Below are 22,691 nucleotides of genomic sequence, written 5' to 3' on the forward strand. Positions count from 1 at the left end.
AGAGAGACGACAGCCGTGAGAAAGAAGGGTTCTCGGGACCGCTCAGTTATCGAGTACCTGGTCGCCAATCGTGTTCCGCAGCACTTCGCTCGTGCCCTCGTAGATCTCGTTTAGCTTGGCGTCGCGGTAGAACCGCTCTGCGGGGAAGTCCTTGGTGTAGCCGTAGCCGCCGTGGATCTGGATCCCCTCGTTTGCGACCTCGCGGGAGATTTCGCTGGCGTAGAGCTTCGCCTGCGCGGCGTCCTTGATGTAGTTCTCGCCGCGGATCTTCTTGTCTGCGGCCTTGTGCATCAGCATCCGGGCCGCCTGGATCTTCGTGTCCATATCCGCGAGTTTGTGTTTGATCGACTGGAACTCGCCGATCGGCTGGCCGAACTGCTCGCGCTCGCCGGCGTAGTCGCGGGCCTCGTCGAAGGCCGCGCGAGCGATACCGATACTGCGTGCGGCGATGGTGATCCGGCCGCCGTTCAGGGTCTTCAGCGCCTGCACGAAGCCGTCGCCCTCGGCACCGAGGAGGCGGTTCTCGGGAATCCGAAGGTCGTCGAATCGGAGTTCGGCCGTCGGACAGCCCTTGTCGCCGAGTTTCTCCTCGGTATTCTCGACGATGAAGCCGTCGTCCTCCTCAGGGCGGACGACGAACGAGGAGATTCCCTTGTTGCCGGCGTCGGCGTCTGTCTTCGCGAAGACCGTGACGGTGTCCGAGACGGAACCGTTCGAGATCCAGAGCTTGCCGCCGTTGAGTACGTACTCGTCGCCGTCTTTCTCTGCAGTAGTCTCCATCGCTGGGACATCGCTACCCGCGCCCGCCTCCGAGAGCGCGAACGCGCCGATGTCCTCTCCGGCTGCGAGCGGCGTCAGGTACTCCTCCAGCTGGGCGTCGTCGCCGAACTCGTAGAGCATGTTCCCCGCGAGCGAGGTGTGAGCCGCGACGACGGTCCCGAGACCACCGGAACCACGCGAGATCTCTTCGAGTCCGATCGCGTAGGAGTGGTAGTCCAGACCGGCTCCGCCGTACTCCTCGGGGAACGGCATCCCCATCAGCCCGAGGTCGGCCATCTCGTCGACGAGATCCTGCGGAAACTCGTCCTCGTGGTCGATCTCGTCCGCGACGGGAACGATCTCCTCGTCGACGAACTCCGAAACCATCTCCCGAATCTGTTGCTGCTCGGCCGAGAGCGCAAAGTCCATACCTGCGCTATGGCGGGTCGATTCTTTACTGTTACCTCTCGGATTCCGGTTCACGGATGGCCGATTGTTTCGCGTTTATTCGGAGTCGTACACGAATGCCCGCCGGATTCGTGGTGACCCGTTGGAAAGTAGTCAGACGGCGTCCGGCCCTGCCTCGGCCAGCGATCCCAGCGCCCCATCGATCGAATCGTCACCCGAGAGCAACTCGAACGTCTCGCCGGTCAGACGGTCGTACTCGAGTACCCTCACGAGCACGCTTGCTACGTCTTCGCGAGGAATGTCGCCGTTGCCGAGTTCGAAGTCGGTGCCGACCCGGATTTCGCCGGTTCCGGGCGCGGTCGTCAGTTCGCCGGGGCGGACGATGGTGTGTGAGAGGTCGCTCTTCCGGAGGTACTCGTCGGCCTCGGCTTTTGCAATCAGGTAGTCCTGAAGGGGCTCTGGACCGGATTTGGGATCGTCTGTCCCCATCGAACTGAGCATGACAAAGCGACCGATTCCCTCGTCTGCTGCGGCGTCGACAAGTCGGATCGCACCGTCGCGGTCGACGCCGTAGACGTCCTCGCCGCCGGAACCCGCGGCGAAGATAATCGCGTTACAGCCGTCGACGGCGTGTTCGACGGAGTCGGTCAGGTCGGCAACGACGGCCTCGACGGCTGCTCCCATCGATTCCATCTCGTCGACCTGGCTGTCTTTACGGACCATCGCGCGAACGTGGTATCCCTCGCGTTCGCGTTCAGCGAGTTGCTTCGTTACGTGTTGGCCAACCTGTCCGTGTGAGCCGGCGACAAGGACTGTTTCAGTCGTAGTCGGGTTGTCGGTATCTGACATACGTACTCAGTTGAGACCGGGAGAGAAAGTGATGGGGGGCTGACGTGCCAGGGCGACGGTCTAGCCCGGCAGCATCGCCAAATTCCGTTCTACGACCTCCAACAGAATAGAACGGTACGACCGCGGCGTTTTTCCGGGATGGGGACGAAAGAGAATCCAGTAGATGACCACGGGCCAGCACGAATTCACAACCGACGCCGACCTGGAGTGGTGTTACGACGCAGTACATGGCGTTTCGCGGACTTTCTCGATAACGATCGACCGGCTCGAAGAGCCGATGTCGAAACACATCTGCCTGGGATACCTCCTCTGTCGAATTGCAGACACGATCGAGGACGCGGGCCACATTCCACCTGCCGAACAGACCGAGTTACTCACCGAATACGATCGGCTCCTCGACCCCGAATCGGAGCAGTCCGTCGAGGCATTTATGACGGACGTCGAGCCCTGGATTCCCGAGCCAGCGGAGCGATCGAACGACTGGGACGTCGTGGCCGAAACGCCACGCGTCCTGCGAACGTTCGAATCACTCGACGAGGAACCGCGCGAGATTATGCGCGAACCCGTCCGCGAACTCGTCGACGGGATGGCAATGTTCACTGACCGGTACGCCGACGAAGGCGGCCTTCGACTCCAGACACTCGAGGAACTCGAGGAGTACTGCTGGTACGCCGCCGGCACGGTCGGAACGCTGATCACTGGTCTCGTCGCCCGCGGCGCGTCGAAAGAGCGCGCCGCAGAGATGCGCGATAACGCCCGGTCGTTCGCGTTGCTCTTGCAACTCGTCAACATCGCCAAGGACGTCGAGTCAGACTACCACGAGGAGAACAACGTCTACCTGCCCGCAGAGTGGCTCGCGGAGGAGAACGTCGACCTCGACGCCGTCACCGACGAGGAGAACCACAACGGTGTGACGAACGTGGTCGAACGCGTTACCGGGCGCGCAGAAACGTACCTCGACGACGCCCAGCGCTACCTCGAGGTCGTGCCGGAGCAACACGGCAACCGCCTCTCGGCGTGGGCGATTCCGTACCTTCTCGCCGTTGGGACGATGCGCGAACTCCGCGAGCGACCCGAGGACGTCGTCGAGGAGGGCGACGTGAAGGTCCCGCGCGCGGAGGTCTATGCACTGCTCCAGCAGTTCGAAGAGGACATGTCCCGCTCTCGCCTCGACGAACTGCGGGCCACGATGGCAGAACAGCCGCTTCACCAGTAGCGTCGTCGTCCGACGCGAAACAGGCGATACGGGAGATCGCTGGCGCGGCTCAGGGACGAGGACGTCCGTCGGCGCTGGTCTGTCTATGCTGTGTTTCTCTCTGTTTTCCGTCTCCCTCCAGTGCAATCTCCCGACCGACCAGCGACAGCGCATACCCGAGCACGGCCGTCCCTCCTGCAGTCGGAAGGAAGACGATGAGGCTGAGGACGTAAATCGTGCCAGACGTCGGAAACGGCGCTAACGCAGCGACGGCACCAAGCGGTGCCAGTAGACAGGCCACGCCGTACAGCCAGGCACTCCGCTCTCCCCGTGCGAGTGCATGTCCGAACGGCAAGAACAGCACGACCGACAGACCGAACGCACCGATCAGAAGCGCCTCGAACAGGAATCCAGCCAGCCAACCCGTCCCGGCAAGCAGCCCCACTGCGACCACTCCGAGCAGCGTCAGCGTTCGCCGGGAGTGATGGACACCGAGGCGGCGACAGAGCGCGACACAGCCAGTTCGTCCGACGGTTCCAACCCAGCGGCTGCGGCCAGCCAGTTCTCGTGATCGACCAGCACCGACAGTACTGGTCGCAACCGCCGCGAACCCCACAATCACCACCGGGACGACGCCAGCCAGCACGGTGTGCTCGAGTACCACCGGCCCGAACGCGACTGCTGCTGCGGTCCAGGAGGCGGCTGTGTTCGTGAGTCCCGACTGGGCGTAGGTGACGTAGGTCCGACTGGGGAAGTCGTCACCCGCTGCCTCTTCATCCTCTCCGGATCCACCGCTCACCCATGTCAGCGTTCCGTTCTCGATACTCCCCGCTGCCGGACTGTTCGTCACCGTATAGTCGTCCGGCAGATGAATCGACACTCGCTCGGCGACGAGTTCGTACCGCACCGGGCTGTCGCCAGCGTAGAAGTACTCGAGTACCCATCCGTCGCCAACCACACCCTGTCTCGCGACGTTGGGGACGGTGTACTCGACGCGAACGGTCTGGTCGTCAATGGTTGCGGTGACGTTTTGTGCCTCGTCGTCGACGGCGCGGTACCGGTTCTGACTGTCATCGACGGTGGTCGCGAGCGCGTGCTCGTCAGTCTGGTAGTGGGCAGCAGCCGTTTCATTGACCGGGACCTGTGCGACCCACTGGGAATCACCGCTTTCGTCGACGTAGATGTCGAGCGTTCCTGGCTCGGTTGCGCCGTCGAGTGTGTCGGAGCCACAGACGCCACAGATGGGTGACGGTGGTGGCGCACCGGCAGCGAGTGCGACGACTGCGAGACAGAGGACCGAGAGGGCGACGACGGCGGTTGCGACGCGGGGAGGTGAACGCATACGAGATAGTCATTGGCAGTGATAATAGTAGTTCGGACGACAGGAAGTGCATCAACGTGAGGACAAGTTTCAAGACTCGACAGTGAGAGCTACGGACGAGCGGTGACTCGCGTGAGTAAGGAACAGTTCGTAACCGAACCGAACGAGGCGGGTTCGGCGAACGAGTGGGACGGGGAGCCGAGTGGGCAAACAGCGTGCGATCACGAGGAGCGCCCGCCAGCGGTGCGGACGGCAATCGAAGAGCGGGCCAGGGAACGAGAGGGTGAGCGGAAGAGTAAGAGTGAGAGTGAGAGTGAGAATAAGAGTGAGAACGAGTGCAAAAGCAAGAACGACGCCGGAGACGACACGTCGGAAATGATCAGCCTCGGCATCGGACTCGGCATCGAACTCCCCGTCATCGACGAACCAGACGAGGTGTTCGCGGTCAAGTCCACCGACCGCCCGTCGACCGACCTCCGTTCTAACTCCCGACTCGACGCAGCCCAGCGCGAGCGACTGGAAGACGCCGACCTGGATCCCGACGCCGTCGCCAACAAGGAGTACTCCTACCAGCAACTCCTCGAGACCGACATCGACGAGGCGTTCGCCGACGACCTTCGCAGACGGCTCTCCCTCCCGTGGTCGTTCCAGACCGACAGCGACCTGGATCTCGACCGTCGCTCCGACGAGGTCCGCGGCCTCGGCGCGGCCGAGCGCGCGTGGATCGCAGCCAGCGGAACGGACGACTGGCAGCGCTTCGAGCCACAGTCACTGACTGAGCGAGCGGGGGACTCGAGTACAGACGCAGAATCGCGGTCAGATGCGAACGCCGCTGGTGGGTCCGGTGCCGACGGAGAGAGCGGCGACAGCAAACGGCCGTATCCACGGCCAACCCCGATCACCGCCGTGACGGGTGTTGGACCGGAGGATGCGGCAGTGCTCGCGGAGGCAGGCGTTACCTCTGCAGAGCGTCTGGCGACGATTCGAGCGGTGACGGTCGCCCGGTTGCTGGATCTGGACGTGCTCCACGTTCGGTCGTGGCGTCATAATGCGCGCGAATTGCTTTCGTGATTCGTGATTCGTGACTTTGGAGCTTGTACAACCTCGGCCGTTTCGTAATTATAGGCTCTCGTTCGCCAGTCCTGTCTCTGCTCAAACACGCTCGCTGTACAGTCACGCATCAATGGTTACTACTCAAATGAGTAATATCGATAATCCGGACCATCAGAGATTTATAGCGGCCTGTTGGACCATCTAACAGATGATTCCGATCGACGATTCCCCAATCGTTCGTGACGGTAAGACACTGATCCTCGCGATGGACCACGGGCTCGAACACGGCCCGGTCGACTTCGAAGACGTCCCGGAGAAACTCGATCCGTCGACGGTCTTCGAGACGGCGACCCACGACGCCGTCACCGCGATGGCTGTCCAGAAGGGAATCGCCGAGGGCTACTACCCAAGCTACGAGGACGACGTCAACCTGCTGTTGAAGGTCAACGGCACGTCGAACCTCTGGATGGGCGAGTACGACTCGGCGGTCAACTGCTCGGTCGACTACGCGGCCGAAATCGGTGCCGACGCCATCGGCTTCACCCTCTACGGCGGCTCGAACCACGAAGTCGAGATGGCCGAAGAGTTCCGCGACGTTCAGGAAGACGCCCGCGAGCACGACCTTCCGGTCGTCATGTGGTCGTACCCGCGCGGACAGGGACTCAAAAACGACACGAAACCCGAGGTCATCTCCTACGCGACCCGACTCGGTCTCGAGCTCGGTGCCGACATCGCGAAGGTCAAGTACCCCGGTAGTTCCGACGCGATGGAACACGCCTGCAAGGCCGCCGGCGACATGAAGGTCGTCATGAGCGGTGGGTCGAAGACCTCCGACTACGAGTTCCTCTCGACCGTCGAGGCAGCCGTCAACGCCGGCGCAACGGGACTTGCCGTTGGCCGCAACGTCTGGCAGCGCGAGAACCCAACCCAGATCCTCGACGCACTCGAGAAGGTTATCTACGATGAGGAAACGGCAGACGCCGCACTCGAGGCAACCGAATAGGATGACGATGTCCGACCCGGTCGTCGAGGACGTCGTCACGACGGTGAGCCACTCCGCACCGGAGATCCGACGTGGACTTGTCGGTCGCCGCGACGCCGTCGACGAGGAGAATCCAAGCGGTGAGACGCAGGTTGAAGCCGACATCTGGGCGGACGAATTGCTCGCCGACCGACTCTCGTCGATCGACGGCGTCAGTCAGTACGCGAGCGAGGAGCGCGAAGCGATCATCGACTGTGGTAGAGACGCGGCTTCGACGGACGGCTACACCGTCGCCGTCGATCCACTCGACGGTTCCTCGAATCTCACGTCCAACAACGCGATGGGGACCATCATCGGTGTCTACGACGCGCCGCTGCCAGCCCGCGGTGAGAACCTCGTTGCGGCGGCGTACGTGCTCTACGGCCCGATCACGACGATGCTCCTCGCAACCGAGGACACCGTCTCGGAGTACGAACTGACCGACGGCAACCATCGCCGTATCCGCGAGGATATCACACTCCCCGACGACCCGGTCGTCTACGGCTTCGGCGGCCGCGTCCCTGACTGGACCGACGAGTTCACGGAGTACGCCCGGACGATCGAGACCGAACTCAAACGCCGCTACGGTGGTGCGATGATCGGCGACGTCAACCAGGTGCTGACCTACGGCGGCATCTTCGGCTACCCGGGGCTCGAATCCCGGCCTGAAGGAAAGCTCCGCCTGCAGTTCGAGGGTAACCCGGTCGGTTACATCGTCGAGCAAGCGGGCGGACGCTCCTCGAACGGCGAGCAATCGTTGCTCACCGTCGACCCAAGCGACGATATCCACGAACGGACACCGGTGTTCGTCGGCAACGAGTCACTGATCGATCGACTCGAGATGCAGTTGTCCTGAGCAGGGACTGAAATCGGAACCGGATCAAAGCCGACACTGGAACCGGAAGTGAACTACCCCTGCCTACTCGCCGCCGTTGGCGGCTCCTTGAGGCAGGGGCTTCCTGCTTCCACGACGCGCTTTGCAGGAACAACCGCAGTTCCCGTAGGGAGCGCAGTCTCCACAGGCGTTAATTCGGAGTGACCGACTCCTAGTTTCGAGAGTCCGCGAGAAAGAACGTTCCACGCTGCGTTTGCGTCTCTGTCCACCTCGAACCCACAGGCCGGACAAGAATGTTCACGCACCCAGAGCGGTTTGTCGGTTTTGACGCCACACTGGGCGCACTCTTTGGTGGTGCCGTCAGGGTCAACATCCACGAAGTGCGTGCCTTCTCGCTCGCACTTGTATTCGAGCATATCGGTGAAAGTGCTCCACGCCGCTGACGCCGTATTGCGACTGTTGCGCGGCGATTCGAGCATCCCTTTCACGTCAAGGTCTTCAACGGCCACGAGATCGTACTCCCGAGCGTAATAGTTCGAGAGTGTGTGCAGGAAGTCACGCCGCTTGCGCTTGATGTCGAGATGACACTCGGCAACTGCCTGCCGCTGTTTTTCCCAGTTGTTCGACCCGTGCTCTTTGCGCGAGAGGTTTCGTTGCTCCCGTTCAAGCCTGTCGCGGTCTTCCGAGAGGTCAAGTGAACCAACTGCCGTGCCGTCAGTGTCGTGGGCATACTTCAGAATTCCCACGTCGATGCCAACCATCTCGTCCGCGTCAACATCCTCCAGCGACGGTTTGGCAGGTTCATCTTTATCATCAACGGTGAATGAGGCGTACCACTCTCCAGTTGGTTCTTTCTTGAGCGTGACTTCTTTGACTGTTTCATCTTCGGGGATTTGTCGGTGACACTCAATCGGTATATCCGCGAGTTTCGACAACGAGAGGACAGTCTGACCGTTCTTCTTGTCGAACTCGAAGCCAGACTGGACGTATGTGAAACTGCGGAACTCTCTCGGTGCCTTCCAGTTGAGACTCCCGACGTTGTACCCCTTTTCTTTCAGTTCAGATAGTGCCGTGATACTGTCTTCAATCCGCATGACTGCGGCCTGTGCAACCGTTGAGTACAGGTCATTCAGTTCATCCCACCAGTCTTTCAGGTCGGTGAGTTGATCGCGGACCTGTCGCACTCGTTGGTTGAGCGTTCCTGCCGAGTCGGGAATCTTGTTAAAATCCCTGAGAGCGTGGTTGTAGAGTTGCCTACAGGTATCGCGGTGATGGTCCAGCGTTTCACGCTGTTCGGCGGTTGGTTTGAGCCGGAACCTGTAGGCGTAGTGCATCAGTTATCCCTCACGTTGTTCGATAAGCTCGTCCAGTTTCTCTTGGACGAACGAGGAGAGATTCAAGTGGTTCTCCTCGACCCACTCAGCTTGATCTTCACGGATTGTGATGTTCTTCCGTTCCACGGTGTGTATTATACGCAGTATGTGCATAACTGTATCGGTTCGTGGGCCTGTGGGCCAGCAACAGGAAGGTGAAAAAGGCGAAGACGGCGCTGTATCCCCGCCCTACTCGCTCCCTTTGGTCGCTCCTTGAGGACGGGGGCTTAGCGCCTGAAATTAGCTAAAACCAAACGACACTGCCCCTCTCGCTCTTCTTCATCACCCTCGGTTTTCGGCACTATCGTCGACGCGAGACGCGAGACGTGAGACACGCCCCACCAGCAACACCAAGCTGTGCTACCACGGTCGCGTAATCGAAACATACCCTGCAACGCCGAGAAACAGCACCGCGTAGAACACCCAGCGCGGCCAGCCAGTCTGCAAGAACAGCAGCGTCAGCAACAGGACGAACGCGCCGATGAGAATCGCGTCAGCGATAACTCGTCCGATCCCGCCGAGGATCGCCCTGCCGCTTGGAGTCGACCGCGTACTCGAGTGTGACGAGCCGTCGCTCACTGTGTCCTCCGTGTGTGCAGCGGTGAGTCGTTCGAGACAGTCACTGGTAGGATGGTCAGTGCAGTCATCGCCGATGCGAGTGGTACAGTCCTCGCCGAATCGATCATTGCGATCAGTCGCCGTTCGCAGCGCTCAGAAGTGATAGCCATGGAGTTCAGTCAATCTGTACGCACCAACCCCCCAGACGTAGCTCTGGCCGGGCCACCAGGTACGAGCGTTGTTGAAACCAGCGATGAGGACGTCCTCATCTGTCCCCTCTGGATCGGCGTGAAAGCTCACCGATCCACTGTCACCGTCGGTCAGATCCATCTCCCCACCCCACCGAATCTGACCGTATCGGCAGAAGTTATCCGTAAAGCAGGTCACCGCGTCGATCCCCTGAATCGAACCCGTCGTGTGGCCGGTCATCGCGCCAACCTTCTCGAGTCGTTCACCGCGAGCCATCAGGTCCGCGAGACCGAACTTGGTGTACTGTCCGCGTACTCGCAGCGGCGGCTGCGTGTCGATCAAACTGACCGGTTCGATGTCGCCCGTCGGTTCGATGGTGGCGAAGTCTTCGACCGGGTGTGCACTCGAAACAGTGCCAAGCGAAACGTGGTCTGAATCTTGGACAGGGAGTGCGACGGATTCACCGGTCGGATCGGGGTTGCCTTCGAAGGCGTGTTCTGCGGTCACGAAGAACGCTTGCTCCTCGTCGGGGCTGTACAGTGCCGGCCCGAGCGTTGCTAAACTCGTCGGCGTCTCACACGCAACCCCGCTCGGAACGTACCCATCGTGGACCTGCTCGACGATACGCGGCTCGAACGAGTCGTACCCGCCCTCGTTGTCATCGACGTTTTCGAGATCCTCTGCGTCCTCGATGTCACCGACGTCTTCCAGGTCGTCGATTCCGTCGTCGTCGAAGATGGCTTCGATCTCGACCGGAATGCCGGTTGTGAGCTGGTCGAGAAGGTCACGAACGGAATCCCAGTCTCGCGAGATGCCGACCGAGACGGTGGCGGTCTCGCTCTGATAGGTGCCAGGGACGACCGCGCTCCCAAGATAGCCGGTGAACGCGAGCTGTGCCAGTCGCTCGTTTAGCTCGATCGCGGACTCGAGTGCCGCGTACCAGCCCGCAGGGACGTAGCGTGTCCGCTCTGTCAGCGACCAGGGATCGTCCGGATTTTCCCTGACGAGCGCGGTCACGATCGGCACATCGCCGTCGTCGGCACTCAAGAAATCCTCGACGCCGAGGAACTGTGCCATGCCGACGGCGTAGCCACCGGTCGCGAGCGTTCGGATGAACTCACGACGATCCATTCCCGCATCGAGACGATCCCGAATCGTCGCGAGCCGCCGAACTCCGCGTTCTGTCGTATCTCCTGACATGTACTTGAGAGTCGGTGCCGTCTTCGATTCTATTTCCGCACGTCAAAGCTAATATTCACGTACAGAGGTTATTGCAGCACGTATCTGCAGGATAGAGAGAGTTATGAATAGCCGTTGTGCCTGCAGTTGTCGCCACGGAAATACACACTGGACTTGCAAACTGATACGAATGCAACGAGGGTGACACTCACTCGTGATATAATGACTGGACGACTGAACGCGAACGTTCGTGTCACCATGGGGGATACTCTGAATCGTCTCCGTGCTGGTGACCGCGGAGACAACCGCCGAACCGACACACCTCCGACCGGTTCGTGACACCCGCCGTCGCACGTTCCTCCCCAACTCGTCCGCTCGTGGCGTGTGCCGCCCTGCCGCGTCGCCGGGTGTTCGACACCGGTGTTCCTCTTACCTCCGTTTCACATCCCTTAGTCTCCTATTCTCCTATCTCTCCATCCCTCCATCTCTCCACCCCTCCACCCTTTCATCTCTCCATCCCTCCATCTCTCCATCCCTCCATCTCTCCACCCCTCCACCCTTTCATCTCTCCATCCCTCCACCCCCGGACCCCCTGCCCCTCTCGATCATCTCGGCCCTCTCGACCACACATGTTACGTTCCTCACTGGTACTCGAGTCACACTGGTACTCGAGTACCCACGAGTTCCATTCATGCACACCCCGAGGCAGTCGTCGCATTTGGCACTCATTACTGGAGTGTAATCACTGATGGGGGAGACGATACGGCTCTCATAACAATACCCGTTATCGGGGACACATCGACTGGAAGCCGGTTGCTCCCGGTGGGAGACGGCGAACGGTCGGTGTTATGTAACGGGTACAGCGACCAACACAGTCGTTCGCTACCAGTGGTCCACGCCCATCCGGTTCGATTCCGGGCGGGAGCGTATGCAATCCGACGCCGTCTACTCGGTACCGCGGCTGACCGCTACCGTTACGACGAGCGATCTCGACCGCTTCCTCTGGGTGCTCGTCGGTGTGTCGCTCGTGGGAGATGTCGTGACGACGTTTCTCGGTCTGCATCTTGGCCTCTCCGAGTCGAATCCGATCGCACGAAGCGCTATCGACGGCTACGGCCTCGTTGGGATGCTCGTGCTGAAAGCTGCGGCTGTCGGCGTCGGACTGTGTTGTCGGCCGCTCTTGCCCAGAGTGTATCAGCCGATCGTTCCTGCTGGACTGGCGCTTCCGTGGCTCATCGCGAGCGGGATCAACATCTATATGATTTCGACGGTGGTCTGAGCTGGGTTCGAGTCGACAGTTGTTAGCCGGTGTGCTCGCCGTTCGAGAGGTGACTACTCGTCGACGGATTCGCGTTTCAGCGAGAGCGCGGTCCGGTCGAACTCACAGACCAGGTCGTCGTCCTGATTGAACACTTCAACGTGCATGGTGACGACGCCGCGTTCGCCGTCGCTCGTTTCGTGTTTGTCCGTAACAGTCGACTGGACACGGAGGGTATCGCCGTGGAACACGGGATGGGGGTGTTCGACGTTGTCGTACGAGAGGTTCGCAACGATGGTTCCATCGGTCGTCTCGGGGATCGAGATACCGACGGCGAGACTCATCGTGTAGAGCCCGTTGACCAGTCGCTCGCCGAAGTCGGTGTCGGCTGCGAACTCGTCGTCCAGGTGCAGCGGCTGCTGGTTCATCGTCATATCACAGAACCGCTGGTTGTCGCTCTCGGAGACAGTTCGTCGTCGCTCGTGTTCGATCGTTTCGCCGACCGTGAACTCCTCGTAGTACAGCCCGGTCATACGTTCGACGTGGAGGGGTTGGATCAAAAAGATAGTGTAGCGTCCCGGAAGTTGTACAGCATCCGATAGTTGGAGGGAGTTGTGCAGCATCCCGGGAGTTGTGCAGCACCCCGGTAGCTATGGATCGCGATCGGATTAGGCCTCAGTTCTGTCCAACCCACCCATAGCGCTCCGCTGCTCGCGTTCGCCGTAGACCTCCGGCTCTCACGCCACCAGCCCCAGCCTCACTCCACCAGGTCTGTCTCCTCGCCAGCGTCCTGTTGTACCCAGATCGTCTTCGTGTTCACGAACTCCCGGATACCGTCCCGGGCGAGTTCGCGACCGTACCCCGAATCCTTCACACCGCCGAAGGGCAGCCGCGGATCGGACTTGACGAGTTCGTTCACGAACGCAAGTCCCGACTCGAACTCACGGGCGACACGCTCGCCGCGTTCCAGGTCATCGGTCCAGACGCTCGCGCCCAGCCCGAATCGAGTGTCGTTAGCCTTCTCGATCGCAGCCGCCTCGTCTGGAACCCGGAACACCGTTGCGACCGGTCCGAACAGTTCCTCCTGGTCTGCGGGTGCGTCTTCAGGAACGTCGGTCACCACCGTCGGCGGGTAAAATGCCCCCTCGCGGTCCACCGGCTCGCCGCCCAGTCGGATCTCGCCACCCTGTTCGACGGTTTCCTGTACCTGTTCGTGCAGTTGGTCGAGCAGATCCGGTCGCGCCTGCGGTCCGATATCCGTCTCCTCGTCGAGCGGATCGCCAACGACCTGGGCGTCCATCTCCTCCGTAAAGCGGTCGACAAACTCGTCGTAGACGTCCTCGACGACGATGAACCGCTTCGCCGCGATACAGGACTGCCCCGAGTTCAGGAGCCGAGCCTGGACTGCCGTCTCGACTGTTTCCTCCATCGGGGCGTCCTCGAGTACCACGAACGGATCGCTGCCGCCGAGTTCGAGGACGGTCTTTTTGAGTTCGCTGCCGGCAGTTTCGGCGACCGCACGGCCTGCGCCGTCGCTTCCGGTGAGCGTCACACCCTGAATGCGGTCGTCCTCGATCACCGCCTCGATTTCACTGGAGTCGATCAGCAGTGTCGTAAAGACGTCCTCCGGAAAGCCAGCCTCGTGGAAGATATCCGCAATCGCACGTGCGCAACCGGGAACGTTCGAGGCGTGTTTCAACAGGCCAACGTTCCCCGCAGCGAGGTTCGGAGCAGCGAATCGAAAGACCTGCCAGAACGGGAAGTTCCACGGCATGATCGCGAGGATTGGTCCGAGGGGCTGGTGTGCGACGACGGTTCTGGCGTTCGGATCACTCGCGACTACCTCGTCCTGGAGAAACTCGGCTGCGTGCTCGCCGTAGTAGTCACAGACCCACGCACACTTCTCGACCTCGGCGCGCGCCTGCTCGATCGGCTTCCCCATCTCTCGTGTCATCAGTTCGGCGTACTCCTCGGTGTTCTCTCGAAGCACGTCGCCAGCGTTCACGAGCAACCGCTGGCGCGTCTCAATTGGCACGTCGCGCCACTCCTCGAAGGCGGTCTGTGCGCGTTCGAGCCGCTCACTGCGTTCGCTCGCGTTCGTTTCGTCGTACGTCTCGATCACGTCGCCGGTCGCCGGATTCGTGCTCTCGATCGACATAGAGAACGCGACCACAGACAACGGCTTTAAATGAACGGGCACCTGCGACTCGTACATCTGTCACTGCCACCGTACAAGGAACCGACAAGCGAGCGTTTCAGTAGCACAGTGCAAAGCAAGTATTGCACGAATTACGGTGGAGTAACAAGGGTTATGATGGTGGGTCGGAAACGCACACATCTACACCCGCCGGCGGTCTCAGCGCACCCAACGACAGCGTGATCCACCCACGCACTCGCTGATACGCTGTTCGATCGTCTCCTCACGCGGGTACAGCCACTTTCACCATCACTATGACCGCAGCCGAACCGACAACGGAACCCGAAGAAGAGGAAAGCGCAGTCGAAACAGCCCGTCGCCAACTCGAGCGCGCGGCCGCACACCTGGATGTCGACGAGGGCATCGTCGAGCGGCTTCGCCACCCGACCAGCGTCTATCGAGTCACGATCCCACTCGAGCGCGACGACGGCACCCGCGAGATGTTCACCGGCTATCGCGCCCATCACGACAGCGTTCGCGGCCCCTACAAGGGCGGACTGCGCTATCACCCTGCCGTCAACGAGGAGGAGTGTGTCGGCCTCTCGATGTGGATGACCTGGAAATGTGCCGTTATGGATCTCCCCTTTGGCGGCGCGAAAGGGGGTGTTGTCGTCGACCCGAAGGATCTCAGTACGGACGAAAAAGAGCGACTCACCCGTCGCTTCGCAGAGGAGCTCCGACCCGTTATCGGTCCGATGAAAGACATCCCGGCACCGGACATGGGAACCGACCCCGAGACGATGGCCTGGTTCATGGACGCCTATTCGATGCAGGAAGGCGAAACCACGCCGGGCGTCGTGACCGGCAAACCGCCAGTTATCGGTGGCTCCCAGGGCCGTGAGAAGTCGCCTGGCCGGAGTGTCGGAATCATCACCGCGGAGGCGGTCGACTACTACGACTGGGAACTCGACGAGACAACTGTTGCCGTGCAAGGGTTCGGTAGCGTTGGCGCGAACGCCGCCCGCTACCTGGACGAACGCGGCGCTTCCATCGTCGCTGTTTCCGACATCGACGGTGCCATCTACGACCCTGATGGCCTCGACACGAACGACGTCGAAGACCACGACGAAACTCCAGGGATGGTCTCGGGCTACGATGCCCCACAGTCGCTTACCAACGAGGAACTGCTCGAACTCGACGTCGACGTGCTCATCCCCGCCGCAATCGGGAACGTGCTCACTGGCGACAACGCACGCAACATCAACGCCGAGATGATCGTCGAGGGCGCGAACGGCCCGACGACCTCGACGGCCGATCAGATCTTCGAAAATCGGGATATTCCGGTCATTCCAGACATTCTGGCGAACGCGGGCGGCGTCACCGTCTCCTACTTCGAGTGGCTTCAGGACATCAACCGCCGCGCCTGGAGTCTGGAGCGCGTCCACGAGGAACTCGAAACCGAGATGCTCCGCGCCTGGGGCGCGGTCTGTGAGGAGTACGAACGCAACGACGTGACCTGGCGCGACGCGGCGTACATCGTTGCACTTCAGCGCATCGCCGAGGCACACGAGGCGCGCGGTCTCTGGCCGTAGACGCTCGCTGTCTCTGTATCCGCATCCGAATCCACATCTGACCGGACCCCTTTCTGGACCTGAAACAGATCTGAAGCGGAGCTATAGTAGCCACTGCAAGTCACTGCACACCTGATCGCCAGATGACTCGGCGATCAGTGTGTAACTAGTTGCAGTTGTTACTATAAAACCCACACCCGAACCACAGACACAGTCCCCCTATTCAGACTGTAAGTGTCGTTCCAGTTCGACCTGTGCTGGCACGTGACCGAACTCGGCGCGACGATTTCTGTCGACTCGCTCGCGGGGACCCACCCCCGTCGTTCAGACTGTACTCGAGTAGCACCCATACCGGCACTCGAGTCGCAACGCGAACCCACGTACCGACGCAACGACGATCGGGAACAGTAACGAGTGTCAGCCGGCGTGGGGTGTCAGTCGGCGTGAACGGAGTTACGACGGGAACGAATCACTAGTTACGAAAACGACGACAGATCCGTCTCAACATCACGACCTCGTGATGAATCGCCACCGTTCGCAAGCTGGTCGTAGGAGGGAAGTTCCTCGAGTGAGGCGTCACGTCGGACCGCCTTGACGATGTGTTTTGGATCCGTCACCAGTCGGTGCAGAAGATAACTCCCTTGCGAGCGACCGCCACCGGTCTTTTCGGACTCGATCACGCCGAGGAATGCCTGTTCCTTGAGCTGCCGGTAGAGTCCGTTCTCCGTAATCGGATCGTTCGCGACCAGCTCACAGATACCGACGTAGCGCTGGTAGATTTCCCGCGTCTTGTACGTCTCGCGATCACCGGTGATGATGCGACTCGCGAGCGAGTACAGCGCGAGTTTGGCGTGCACCGTCGCACCGCTGGTCAGTTCCTCGATGCGGTTGATCTCGGCGACCTCTTGAGCCTGCTGGATATGGTCCTCGGAAACCGTTTCCGACCCGGTGCGGCGGGCCAACTCGCCAGCTTCCTTCAGAATCTCGATTGCCTTGCGCGCGTCTCCGTGTTTCTTCGCCGCGAGTGCAGCACAGAGTTCGATCGTCCCGTCCTCGAGTACGTCCGGCTGGAAGGCATCCTCGCGGTTGCGCATAATTTCGCGAAGCTGGGAGGCGTCATAGGGGTGGAAGAACAGTTCGCGGTGACCGAAGCTGCTGTCGATGCGCTCGTCTAAGGTTTCGCGGTACTGAACCTTGTTACTGATGCCGATCACGCCGATGTAGGCGTCCGTCTTGCGCGCTTCGCGAGCGCGAGAGAGTTGCATCAGGATGTTGCTGTTGTCGAGTTTGTCAATCTCGTCTAAAATGACGATGACAGCGTCGAAGAAGGACTCCAGAATACGCCAGATGTGCTGGTAGTACTCCATCGTGCCAACACCGCGAAGCGGGATGTGGTCCTGGTAGCCGGTCTGTTCTTTGAGACTCAGGGCGAGCTGGCGGGTCGCTCGCGTCTCGGTATTCGCTTCGGAGCAGTCGACGTAGAGGACGCCACAGTCGATTTCGTTGCTGCTGGCGGCGTCCTGCGCTCGCGTGGCGACGTGGCGAGAGATGAGACTTTTCCCGGTCCCGGTTTTGCCGTAGATCATCACGTTGTTCGGTGGATCGCCGCGCGTGATCGCGCCGACTTCGGCGGCAACTGACTGAATCTCGTTGTCCCGACCGACGATCCGGTCTTCGTCGGGCACGTGTCCAACGTGCAGGAGTTCCTTCCGATTAAAAATCGGATCGTGAGATTGAAAGAGCGGGTCCCCACCGGCCGTATCAGCCATGCTTCCATTCTGGGAGACAGGCGTTATAAAACCACGGGAAAGAATTCAGACTGATAACGACCCGGAGACCGTTCCAATTCGGACGTAATTCCGCTGTAAGCGGCAGTCCGTTGGAATTCGTGTGATCAACGCCCGATCGGACAGGCCCACCCCCGATTCAGAGTGAAAGTGCGTGAAAGACGAGGGTGAGAAAAGAGCTGTGTCGGTACCGAGGTCCCGACAAAATGTAGGCGGGGCTGGGGTTCTGTCTCAGGTCTGTAGTTCTGTATCGTATTCTCCATCTCTGTTTCGTCTCGATAGAGTAACTAGTATAGAAATAGTCTATAAACAGTCTAGAAGCAGTCTAGAAGCAGTCTATAAACAGTCTAGAAGCAGTCTAGAAGCAGTCTATAAACAGTCTATAAAAATAGTATAGAAAACTAGTCTAGAAAGAGTTCTAGCTATAGTTTGAATGTTATGGTGGCGGCATGTATTTCTGGGAAGAGGGGAAGAAAAACCAGGTCACTACTACCGCTGGACACCCCTCTCTGACCTCGTTGGACCTCAGAAAGGCCGTTGCTCTCACACTTTGTACTGATTCTCGGTTTTCCGCGGACCGTTTCCCGCCTCCAGCGTCTCTCCCCCACCCCACACCACTGGGCAGATACACTCTGAACAAGGGGGGTCCCTGGGTGTCTCAACCCCACTCAAACCGACTTCCCACTTGTAGCCACTCTACAGCCTGCTACGGGGAGTTTCAAACACATCCACTACGTTCCTGGAGCAATCTGTGTGGAACCCACACAGCACCACCCCGTATTCAGAGTGAAAATCTCGTTCCTGTTTTCCGCGTCTATGCATGTCACTTTTCACTTTGAACGAGGGGTGTCTACCTTCGTCCTGGACCATCGACTTTCGGTGGTGGCGTGACGCCAGTTTCTGCCGAATCGTTTCCAGTCCGACCTCGTGGCCAGTCCCATACCTTGACATAATCGGTACGCACACAGGTGGATATGGTACCAATGGTACGACGCAGTATTCTCTTCACTCCCGGTGATCAACCGGAAATGCTCCGCAAAGCACCCGATGCAGGTGCCGACACTATCGTCTTCGATCTCGAAGACGCGGTCGCACCAACCGAAAAAGAGTCTGCCCGGGAAACGGTTCGAGCGGTTCTAACCGATCCAGCATTCGATCCTGAATGCGAGGTCTGTGTACGGGTAAACGCTCCCGTCGATGAACTGACGGCCGACCTCGAAGCCATCGTTGGGGATCTCGACACAGACATCGATACAGCTACAGACGCCGATACAGCCACAGACACCGATACAGCTACAGACGCCGATACAGCCACAGACACCGATACAGCTACAGACGCCGATACAGCCACAGACACCGATACAGCCACAGACGCCGATACCGACACGCACACCGGCACAGGCACCGATACAGCCACAGCCGCCGATACAGCCACAGACACCCACTCCGGCACAGACACCACCAACCCACCGACCGACCTCCGTCTCGATAGCGTTATGCTCCCCAAGGCCGACTCCGCCGACGACATCCGCACGCTCGCCGCGGAACTCGAGTCCCACGGCCTCGACCTTCCTATCCTGGCACTGATCGAAAACGCCCAGGGCGTCCTCGAAGCGCCGGGAATCGCGGCCGTCCCCGAAACTGCCGCCCTCCTGTTCGGTGCCGAGGACCTCTCGGCCGATCTCGGTGCGACACGAACCGACGAGGGCACGGAAGTACTCTATGCACGTGAACGAGTCGTCGTCGCAGCCGCTGCACACGACTGCCAGGCGATCGATACAGTCTTCACCGATTTCGGCGACGAGGACGGACTCATCGAGGAAACCGAGTTCGCGATTCAACTCGGCTACGACGGCAAGCTGGCGATCCACCCCGCGCAGGTCGAGCCGATCAACGAGGCGTTCACGCCGACAGCAGAGGCACTCGAGTGGGCCACGGCGGTACTCGAGGCCAAACAGGAGGCGGACGCCGAGGGGCGAGGCGTCTTCGAGGTCGACGGTGAGATGATCGATGCGCCATTGATCGCGCAGGCAGAGCGGATTCGTGAACGAGCGGACGCGGCTGACTCCTGACCCCTGACCCCTGACTCGTCTCGCAGGCCTGAGACTTGCAAGAGATATTAAGACCACTATAATCCTTATATTGTGTTTTACTTACTATGGATGATGTTCGTCACGCTTATTTTCGGTTCTGCGGAATAGCCGTCTAATGGCAGCAGACACGAATCCGTTCGAGAGTCTGCAGTCGCAAATCGACGATGCGGCGGCACACCTCGATATCGGCGACGGCGTGATCGAGCGGCTCAAGCACCCTGAGCGCGTGCTTGAGACGAACCTCACGGTCGAACTCGACAACGGCGACCTCGAACGGTTCAAAGCCTTTCGCTCGCAGTTCAACGGCGACCGCGGGCCATACAAGGGAGGTATCCGCTATCACCCAGCGGTCTCTCGGGACGAGGTCAAGGCACTCTCGGGCTGGATGGTTTATAAGTGTGCAACGGTCGGCATTCCCTACGGTGGCGGGAAGGGGGGAATCGTCGTCGACCCAACCGAGTACTCCGAGAGCGAACTCGAACGTCTCACCCGCGCGTTCGCGACCGAACTGCGCCCGCTGATCGGTGTCGATCGAGACATTCCTGCACCTGACGTCAACACCGGCCAGCGGGAGATGAACTGGATCAAAGACACCTACGAAACGCTCGAGAATACCACCGAACCGGGCGTCATCACGGGCAAGAATATTACCAGTGGCGGCAGCAAGGGTCGCGTCGAGGCAACCGGCCGTTCGACCGTTCTCGCCGCCCGTGAAGCGTTCGATTACCTTGCGAAGGATCTCGGGGGGGCAACCGTCGCCGTGCAGGGGTACGGCAACGCCGGCTGGATCGCGGCCAAACTCATCGACGAGATGGGTGCCACTGTCGTCGCCGCGAGCGACTCGAGTGGCGGTATCTACAATCCGGATGGCTTCGACCCGGTCGCTGCGAAAAAACACAAGAACGAGACCGGAAGTATCGTCGGCTACGAGGAGAGTGAGGAGGAAATCACGAACGAAGACGTGCTTACGATGGACGTCGATCTGCTCATTCCCGCCGCACTGGAGAACGCAATCGACGGAGAACTCGCCGAGGAGGTCTCTGCTGACGTCATTTCGGAGGCCGCGAACGGACCGCTGACGCCCGAAGCCGACGCGGTGATGGAGGAGAAGGATGTCTTCGTGATTCCGGATATTCTCGCGAACGCGGGTGGCGTCACCGTTTCCTACTTCGAGTGGATCCAGAATCGCCAGCGCTTTGCCTGGTCAGAAGAGCGTGTGAACGACGAACTCGAGACGATCATCGTCGACGCGTTCGACGCACTCGTCGAAACGTACGAGGAACACGATCTGAATAACCCACGGACTGCCGCGTACGTTGTTGCGTTGCAACGCGTTGCTGACGCGTACAACGAAGCCGGCACGTTCCCATAACGAGCGTCCGACACCGCTGTTCTCGTGCACCTCGACTGTTGTTGCTGCGGTGTTGCAACTGTTCGGAACCGCGTTCGAATCTGACGCTGACTCGATCTCTGTTACTGACTCTCGATACCTTTTTCGACGTTGGGTCGAACGAGGGAGACGGACAGATATACGTGGGTCTCGGGGATCGGCTGGGCCGCTATCGCGACAGTGCTCGCGCAAAGCTTCGGCAGGCATTCGAAGAAGAGCACACGCCACACCAGGTCGCCGCCAGTTTCGCACTCGGAATCTTCGTCACGGCCATGCCGACTGGTGGACTGGGACTCGGGCTCTTCGTCGTCTTTGGACGCCTCTGGCCGTGGGTTTCGACACCGGCGCTGTTCGCCTCTGCGGCGGTGCTCAATCCGTTCGTTAAATCGGCGGTGTACGTCTCGAGTATCACGCTCGGTGGACTCGTCCTCGGAACGGATCCAGTCGTCTCTTACGAGACGGCAGCTGAATCGGCCAGCGTGGCTGTTCGTCAGTTACTCGTCGGAAACACGATCATCGCAGTGGGTCTCGCTGTGGTGAGTTACGTCGTTATCCGATGGTTGACGGTTGCCGAGCGTGCACGCCAGGCCCGCCCGACGACTGTGTCAATGAGAGCGGTCGTTCTTCGCGCGTTCAGGCGGAAGTAGCTCGGCCCGCGACTTGTCAGACCCAGCGGAGACCGTAGTCGACAGCCGTATTGATTGGTTTGGTGACAGTCCCCAATCCAATAAACACTTATGAACCAACGTGAGATTCTCCCCATGGACCTGAATCGTCGAACCATGCTGGGTGGTATCGGTACCGCCAGCCTCACCGGACTCGCTGGGTGTCTCAATCTCGTTGGACTCGCGACTCACGAGGCAGCACCAGCAGGTGTCGACGAATCCGTCCGGTCGGAAACTGGATACGAACAGACACGGATCGACGACCTCGTCGTCCGTGAGGAAGTCGGTGCCAGCATCGCGACCGAAGAGGTCGTCGTGACGAACTACATGACCGAACACGAGAAAGCGGTCGATATGGGCCCACTTGGCCGTCAGCGCGGTGCCGTCTTCACCGTGCTCTCGACACCACAGGTTTCCGTCCTGGGCCAGCAAGTCAACCCGATCTCTGAGATGTCTACGGGCGAACTCGTCGAACTGGTTGCGAGCAACTACGACGATCTCAGCAGCGTCGAACTCGAGGAGGAAACCACAGTGACTGTCGTCGATCAGTCCACCACACAGTCTCGTTTTTCGGCGGCGGCATCCTTCAACGGAGCCGACGTCGATGTTGCACTCCATCTCACCGAGGCGGTCGAAGCGGGTGAGGACCTGCTCGTGACTATCGGCGTCTATCCACGGGATCTAGACTGGCAAGAAGAGGAGAACATTTTCGCGCTCATGGACGGCGTCGTTCCTGCGATCGACGAGGGGACGGGCGAAGCTGATGGGAGTGATGACAGAAACGACGATGGCGATGGTGACGGCGGCGCAGACGACGGTGACAGCCAGGACGATACTGATGGCGACAACGACGAGGCTAGTGACGGTGATGACGAGGCTGGTGGCGGTGATGACGAGGCTGGTGGCGGTGATGACGAGGCTGGTGACGATGGCGACGATAACGAGGGTGACGACGGCATCCTCTCCACGATCAGCTAGTAACGCTCCTCAGACGACTCTCGCTTGCGTACGGGCGATTGCCGGCGCGTACCGGACGCCGACGACCCGACG

20 protein-coding genes are annotated in these 22,691 nt (G+C 60.2%); 10 read left to right on the top strand and 10 right to left on the bottom strand.

Going from position 1 to position 22,691, the window contains the following annotated elements:
• Positions 1-42 precede the first annotated feature (42 nt).
• Complete coding sequence (locus NMAG_RS11065; protein ID WP_004215570.1) at positions 43-1,188, bottom strand: acyl-CoA dehydrogenase; 1,146 nt, start codon at positions 1,186-1,188, stop codon at positions 43-45.
• Positions 1,189-1,320: 132 nt separating this feature from the next.
• Positions 1,321-2,016, bottom strand: coding sequence for an SDR family oxidoreductase (locus NMAG_RS11070; protein WP_004215569.1), 696 nt, complete (start codon positions 2,014-2,016; stop codon positions 1,321-1,323).
• 163 nt (positions 2,017-2,179) lie between these two features.
• On the opposite strand from NMAG_RS11070, the gene NMAG_RS11075 reads away from it, so the two are divergent.
• Positions 2,180-3,232, top strand: a complete 1,053-nt coding sequence (locus NMAG_RS11075) for a phytoene/squalene synthase family protein (protein WP_004215567.1) — start codon at positions 2,180-2,182, stop codon at positions 3,230-3,232.
• Positions 3,233-3,281: 49 nt separating this feature from the next.
• On the opposite strand, the gene NMAG_RS11080 is transcribed toward NMAG_RS11075, so the two are convergent.
• Positions 3,282-4,553: a disulfide oxidoreductase gene (locus tag NMAG_RS11080; RefSeq protein WP_004215566.1), complete on the bottom strand. Its 1,272-nt coding sequence runs from the start codon at positions 4,551-4,553 to the stop codon at positions 3,282-3,284.
• 111 nt (positions 4,554-4,664) lie between these two features.
• Here NMAG_RS11080 and NMAG_RS11085 point away from each other — a divergent pair, with 111 nt between their 5' ends.
• The 3 genes from NMAG_RS11085 to NMAG_RS11095 all read left to right on the top strand — a co-directional run bounded on the left by NMAG_RS11085 (position 4,665) and on the right by NMAG_RS11095 (position 7,462).
• Complete coding sequence (locus NMAG_RS11085) at positions 4,665-5,603, top strand: helix-hairpin-helix domain-containing protein (protein WP_394295565.1); 939 nt, start codon at positions 4,665-4,667, stop codon at positions 5,601-5,603.
• A 190-nt stretch (positions 5,604-5,793) separates the two neighbouring features.
• Positions 5,794-6,588: a class I fructose-bisphosphate aldolase gene (locus tag NMAG_RS11090; protein ID WP_004215564.1), complete on the top strand. Its 795-nt coding sequence runs from the start codon at positions 5,794-5,796 to the stop codon at positions 6,586-6,588.
• Position 6,589: 1 nt separating this feature from the next.
• A complete protein-coding gene (locus tag NMAG_RS11095; RefSeq protein ID WP_004215562.1) occupies positions 6,590-7,462 on the top strand; it encodes a class 1 fructose-bisphosphatase in 873 nt (290 codons plus the stop codon).
• 53 nt (positions 7,463-7,515) lie between these two features.
• Here NMAG_RS11095 and NMAG_RS11100 read toward each other — a convergent pair whose 3' ends face one another.
• From NMAG_RS11100 to NMAG_RS11110, 4 genes are all read right to left on the bottom strand, one after another.
• Complete coding sequence (locus NMAG_RS11100; protein WP_004215561.1) at positions 7,516-8,775, bottom strand: RNA-guided endonuclease InsQ/TnpB family protein; 1,260 nt, start codon at positions 8,773-8,775, stop codon at positions 7,516-7,518.
• A 3-nt stretch (positions 8,776-8,778) separates the two neighbouring features.
• Positions 8,779-8,901, bottom strand: a complete 123-nt coding sequence (locus tag NMAG_RS22655; protein ID WP_255568263.1) for a hypothetical protein — start codon at positions 8,899-8,901, stop codon at positions 8,779-8,781.
• A 273-nt stretch (positions 8,902-9,174) separates the two neighbouring features.
• Entirely contained in the window at positions 9,175-9,393 is a 219-nt protein-coding gene (locus NMAG_RS11105; RefSeq protein ID WP_004215559.1) for a hypothetical protein, read from the bottom strand.
• Between the two features lie 132 nt (positions 9,394-9,525).
• The gene (locus tag NMAG_RS11110; protein WP_004215558.1) at positions 9,526-10,761 is read right to left on the bottom strand and encodes a hypothetical protein; all 1,236 of its coding nucleotides are present in this window, start codon (positions 10,759-10,761) and stop codon (positions 9,526-9,528) included.
• Between the two features lie 907 nt (positions 10,762-11,668).
• Between NMAG_RS11110 and NMAG_RS11115 the strand changes: the two genes are divergently transcribed.
• On the top strand, positions 11,669-12,019 hold the full coding sequence (locus tag NMAG_RS11115; protein WP_004215557.1) for a DUF5658 family protein: 351 nt from the start codon (positions 11,669-11,671) through the stop codon (positions 12,017-12,019).
• A gap of 53 nt (positions 12,020-12,072) precedes the next feature.
• On the opposite strand, the gene NMAG_RS11120 is transcribed toward NMAG_RS11115, so the two are convergent.
• Both NMAG_RS11120 and NMAG_RS11125 read right to left on the bottom strand, forming a co-directional pair.
• Positions 12,073-12,531, bottom strand: a complete 459-nt coding sequence (locus NMAG_RS11120) for a MaoC family dehydratase (RefSeq protein ID WP_004215556.1) — start codon at positions 12,529-12,531, stop codon at positions 12,073-12,075.
• A 224-nt stretch (positions 12,532-12,755) separates the two neighbouring features.
• On the bottom strand, positions 12,756-14,156 hold the full coding sequence (locus tag NMAG_RS11125; RefSeq protein ID WP_004215555.1) for an NAD-dependent succinate-semialdehyde dehydrogenase: 1,401 nt from the start codon (positions 14,154-14,156) through the stop codon (positions 12,756-12,758).
• 293 nt (positions 14,157-14,449) lie between these two features.
• On the opposite strand from NMAG_RS11125, the gene gdhB reads away from it, so the two are divergent.
• Positions 14,450-15,727 (top strand): glutamate dehydrogenase GdhB, encoded by a 1,278-nt coding sequence (gdhB, locus tag NMAG_RS11130; RefSeq protein ID WP_004215554.1) that lies wholly within the window; start codon positions 14,450-14,452, stop codon positions 15,725-15,727.
• Positions 15,728-16,182: 455 nt separating this feature from the next.
• Here the strand turns inward: gdhB and NMAG_RS11135 are convergent, their stop codons facing one another.
• Positions 16,183-17,475 (bottom strand): Cdc6/Cdc18 family protein, encoded by a 1,293-nt coding sequence (locus tag NMAG_RS11135; protein ID WP_004215553.1) that lies wholly within the window; start codon positions 17,473-17,475, stop codon positions 16,183-16,185.
• Positions 17,476-18,476: 1,001 nt separating this feature from the next.
• Between NMAG_RS11135 and NMAG_RS11140 the strand changes: the two genes are divergently transcribed.
• The 4 genes from NMAG_RS11140 (at position 18,477) to NMAG_RS11155 (ending at position 22,619) form a co-directional block, all read left to right on the top strand.
• Positions 18,477-19,565, top strand: a complete 1,089-nt coding sequence (locus NMAG_RS11140; protein ID WP_004215552.1) for an HpcH/HpaI aldolase/citrate lyase family protein — start codon at positions 18,477-18,479, stop codon at positions 19,563-19,565.
• A gap of 136 nt (positions 19,566-19,701) precedes the next feature.
• Positions 19,702-20,958, top strand: a complete 1,257-nt coding sequence (locus tag NMAG_RS11145) for a Glu/Leu/Phe/Val family dehydrogenase (RefSeq protein ID WP_004215551.1) — start codon at positions 19,702-19,704, stop codon at positions 20,956-20,958.
• Positions 20,959-21,119: 161 nt separating this feature from the next.
• Entirely contained in the window at positions 21,120-21,623 is a 504-nt protein-coding gene (locus NMAG_RS11150; RefSeq protein ID WP_004215550.1) for a DUF2062 domain-containing protein, read from the top strand.
• A gap of 114 nt (positions 21,624-21,737) precedes the next feature.
• The gene (locus NMAG_RS11155; protein ID WP_012996667.1) at positions 21,738-22,619 is read left to right on the top strand and encodes a DUF6517 family protein; all 882 of its coding nucleotides are present in this window, start codon (positions 21,738-21,740) and stop codon (positions 22,617-22,619) included.
• Positions 22,620-22,691: the final 72 nt, after the last annotated feature.

It is taken from the genome of Natrialba magadii ATCC 43099 (assembly GCF_000025625.1).
GTDB classification, from domain to species: Archaea; Halobacteriota; Halobacteria; order Halobacteriales; family Natrialbaceae; genus Natrialba; species Natrialba magadii.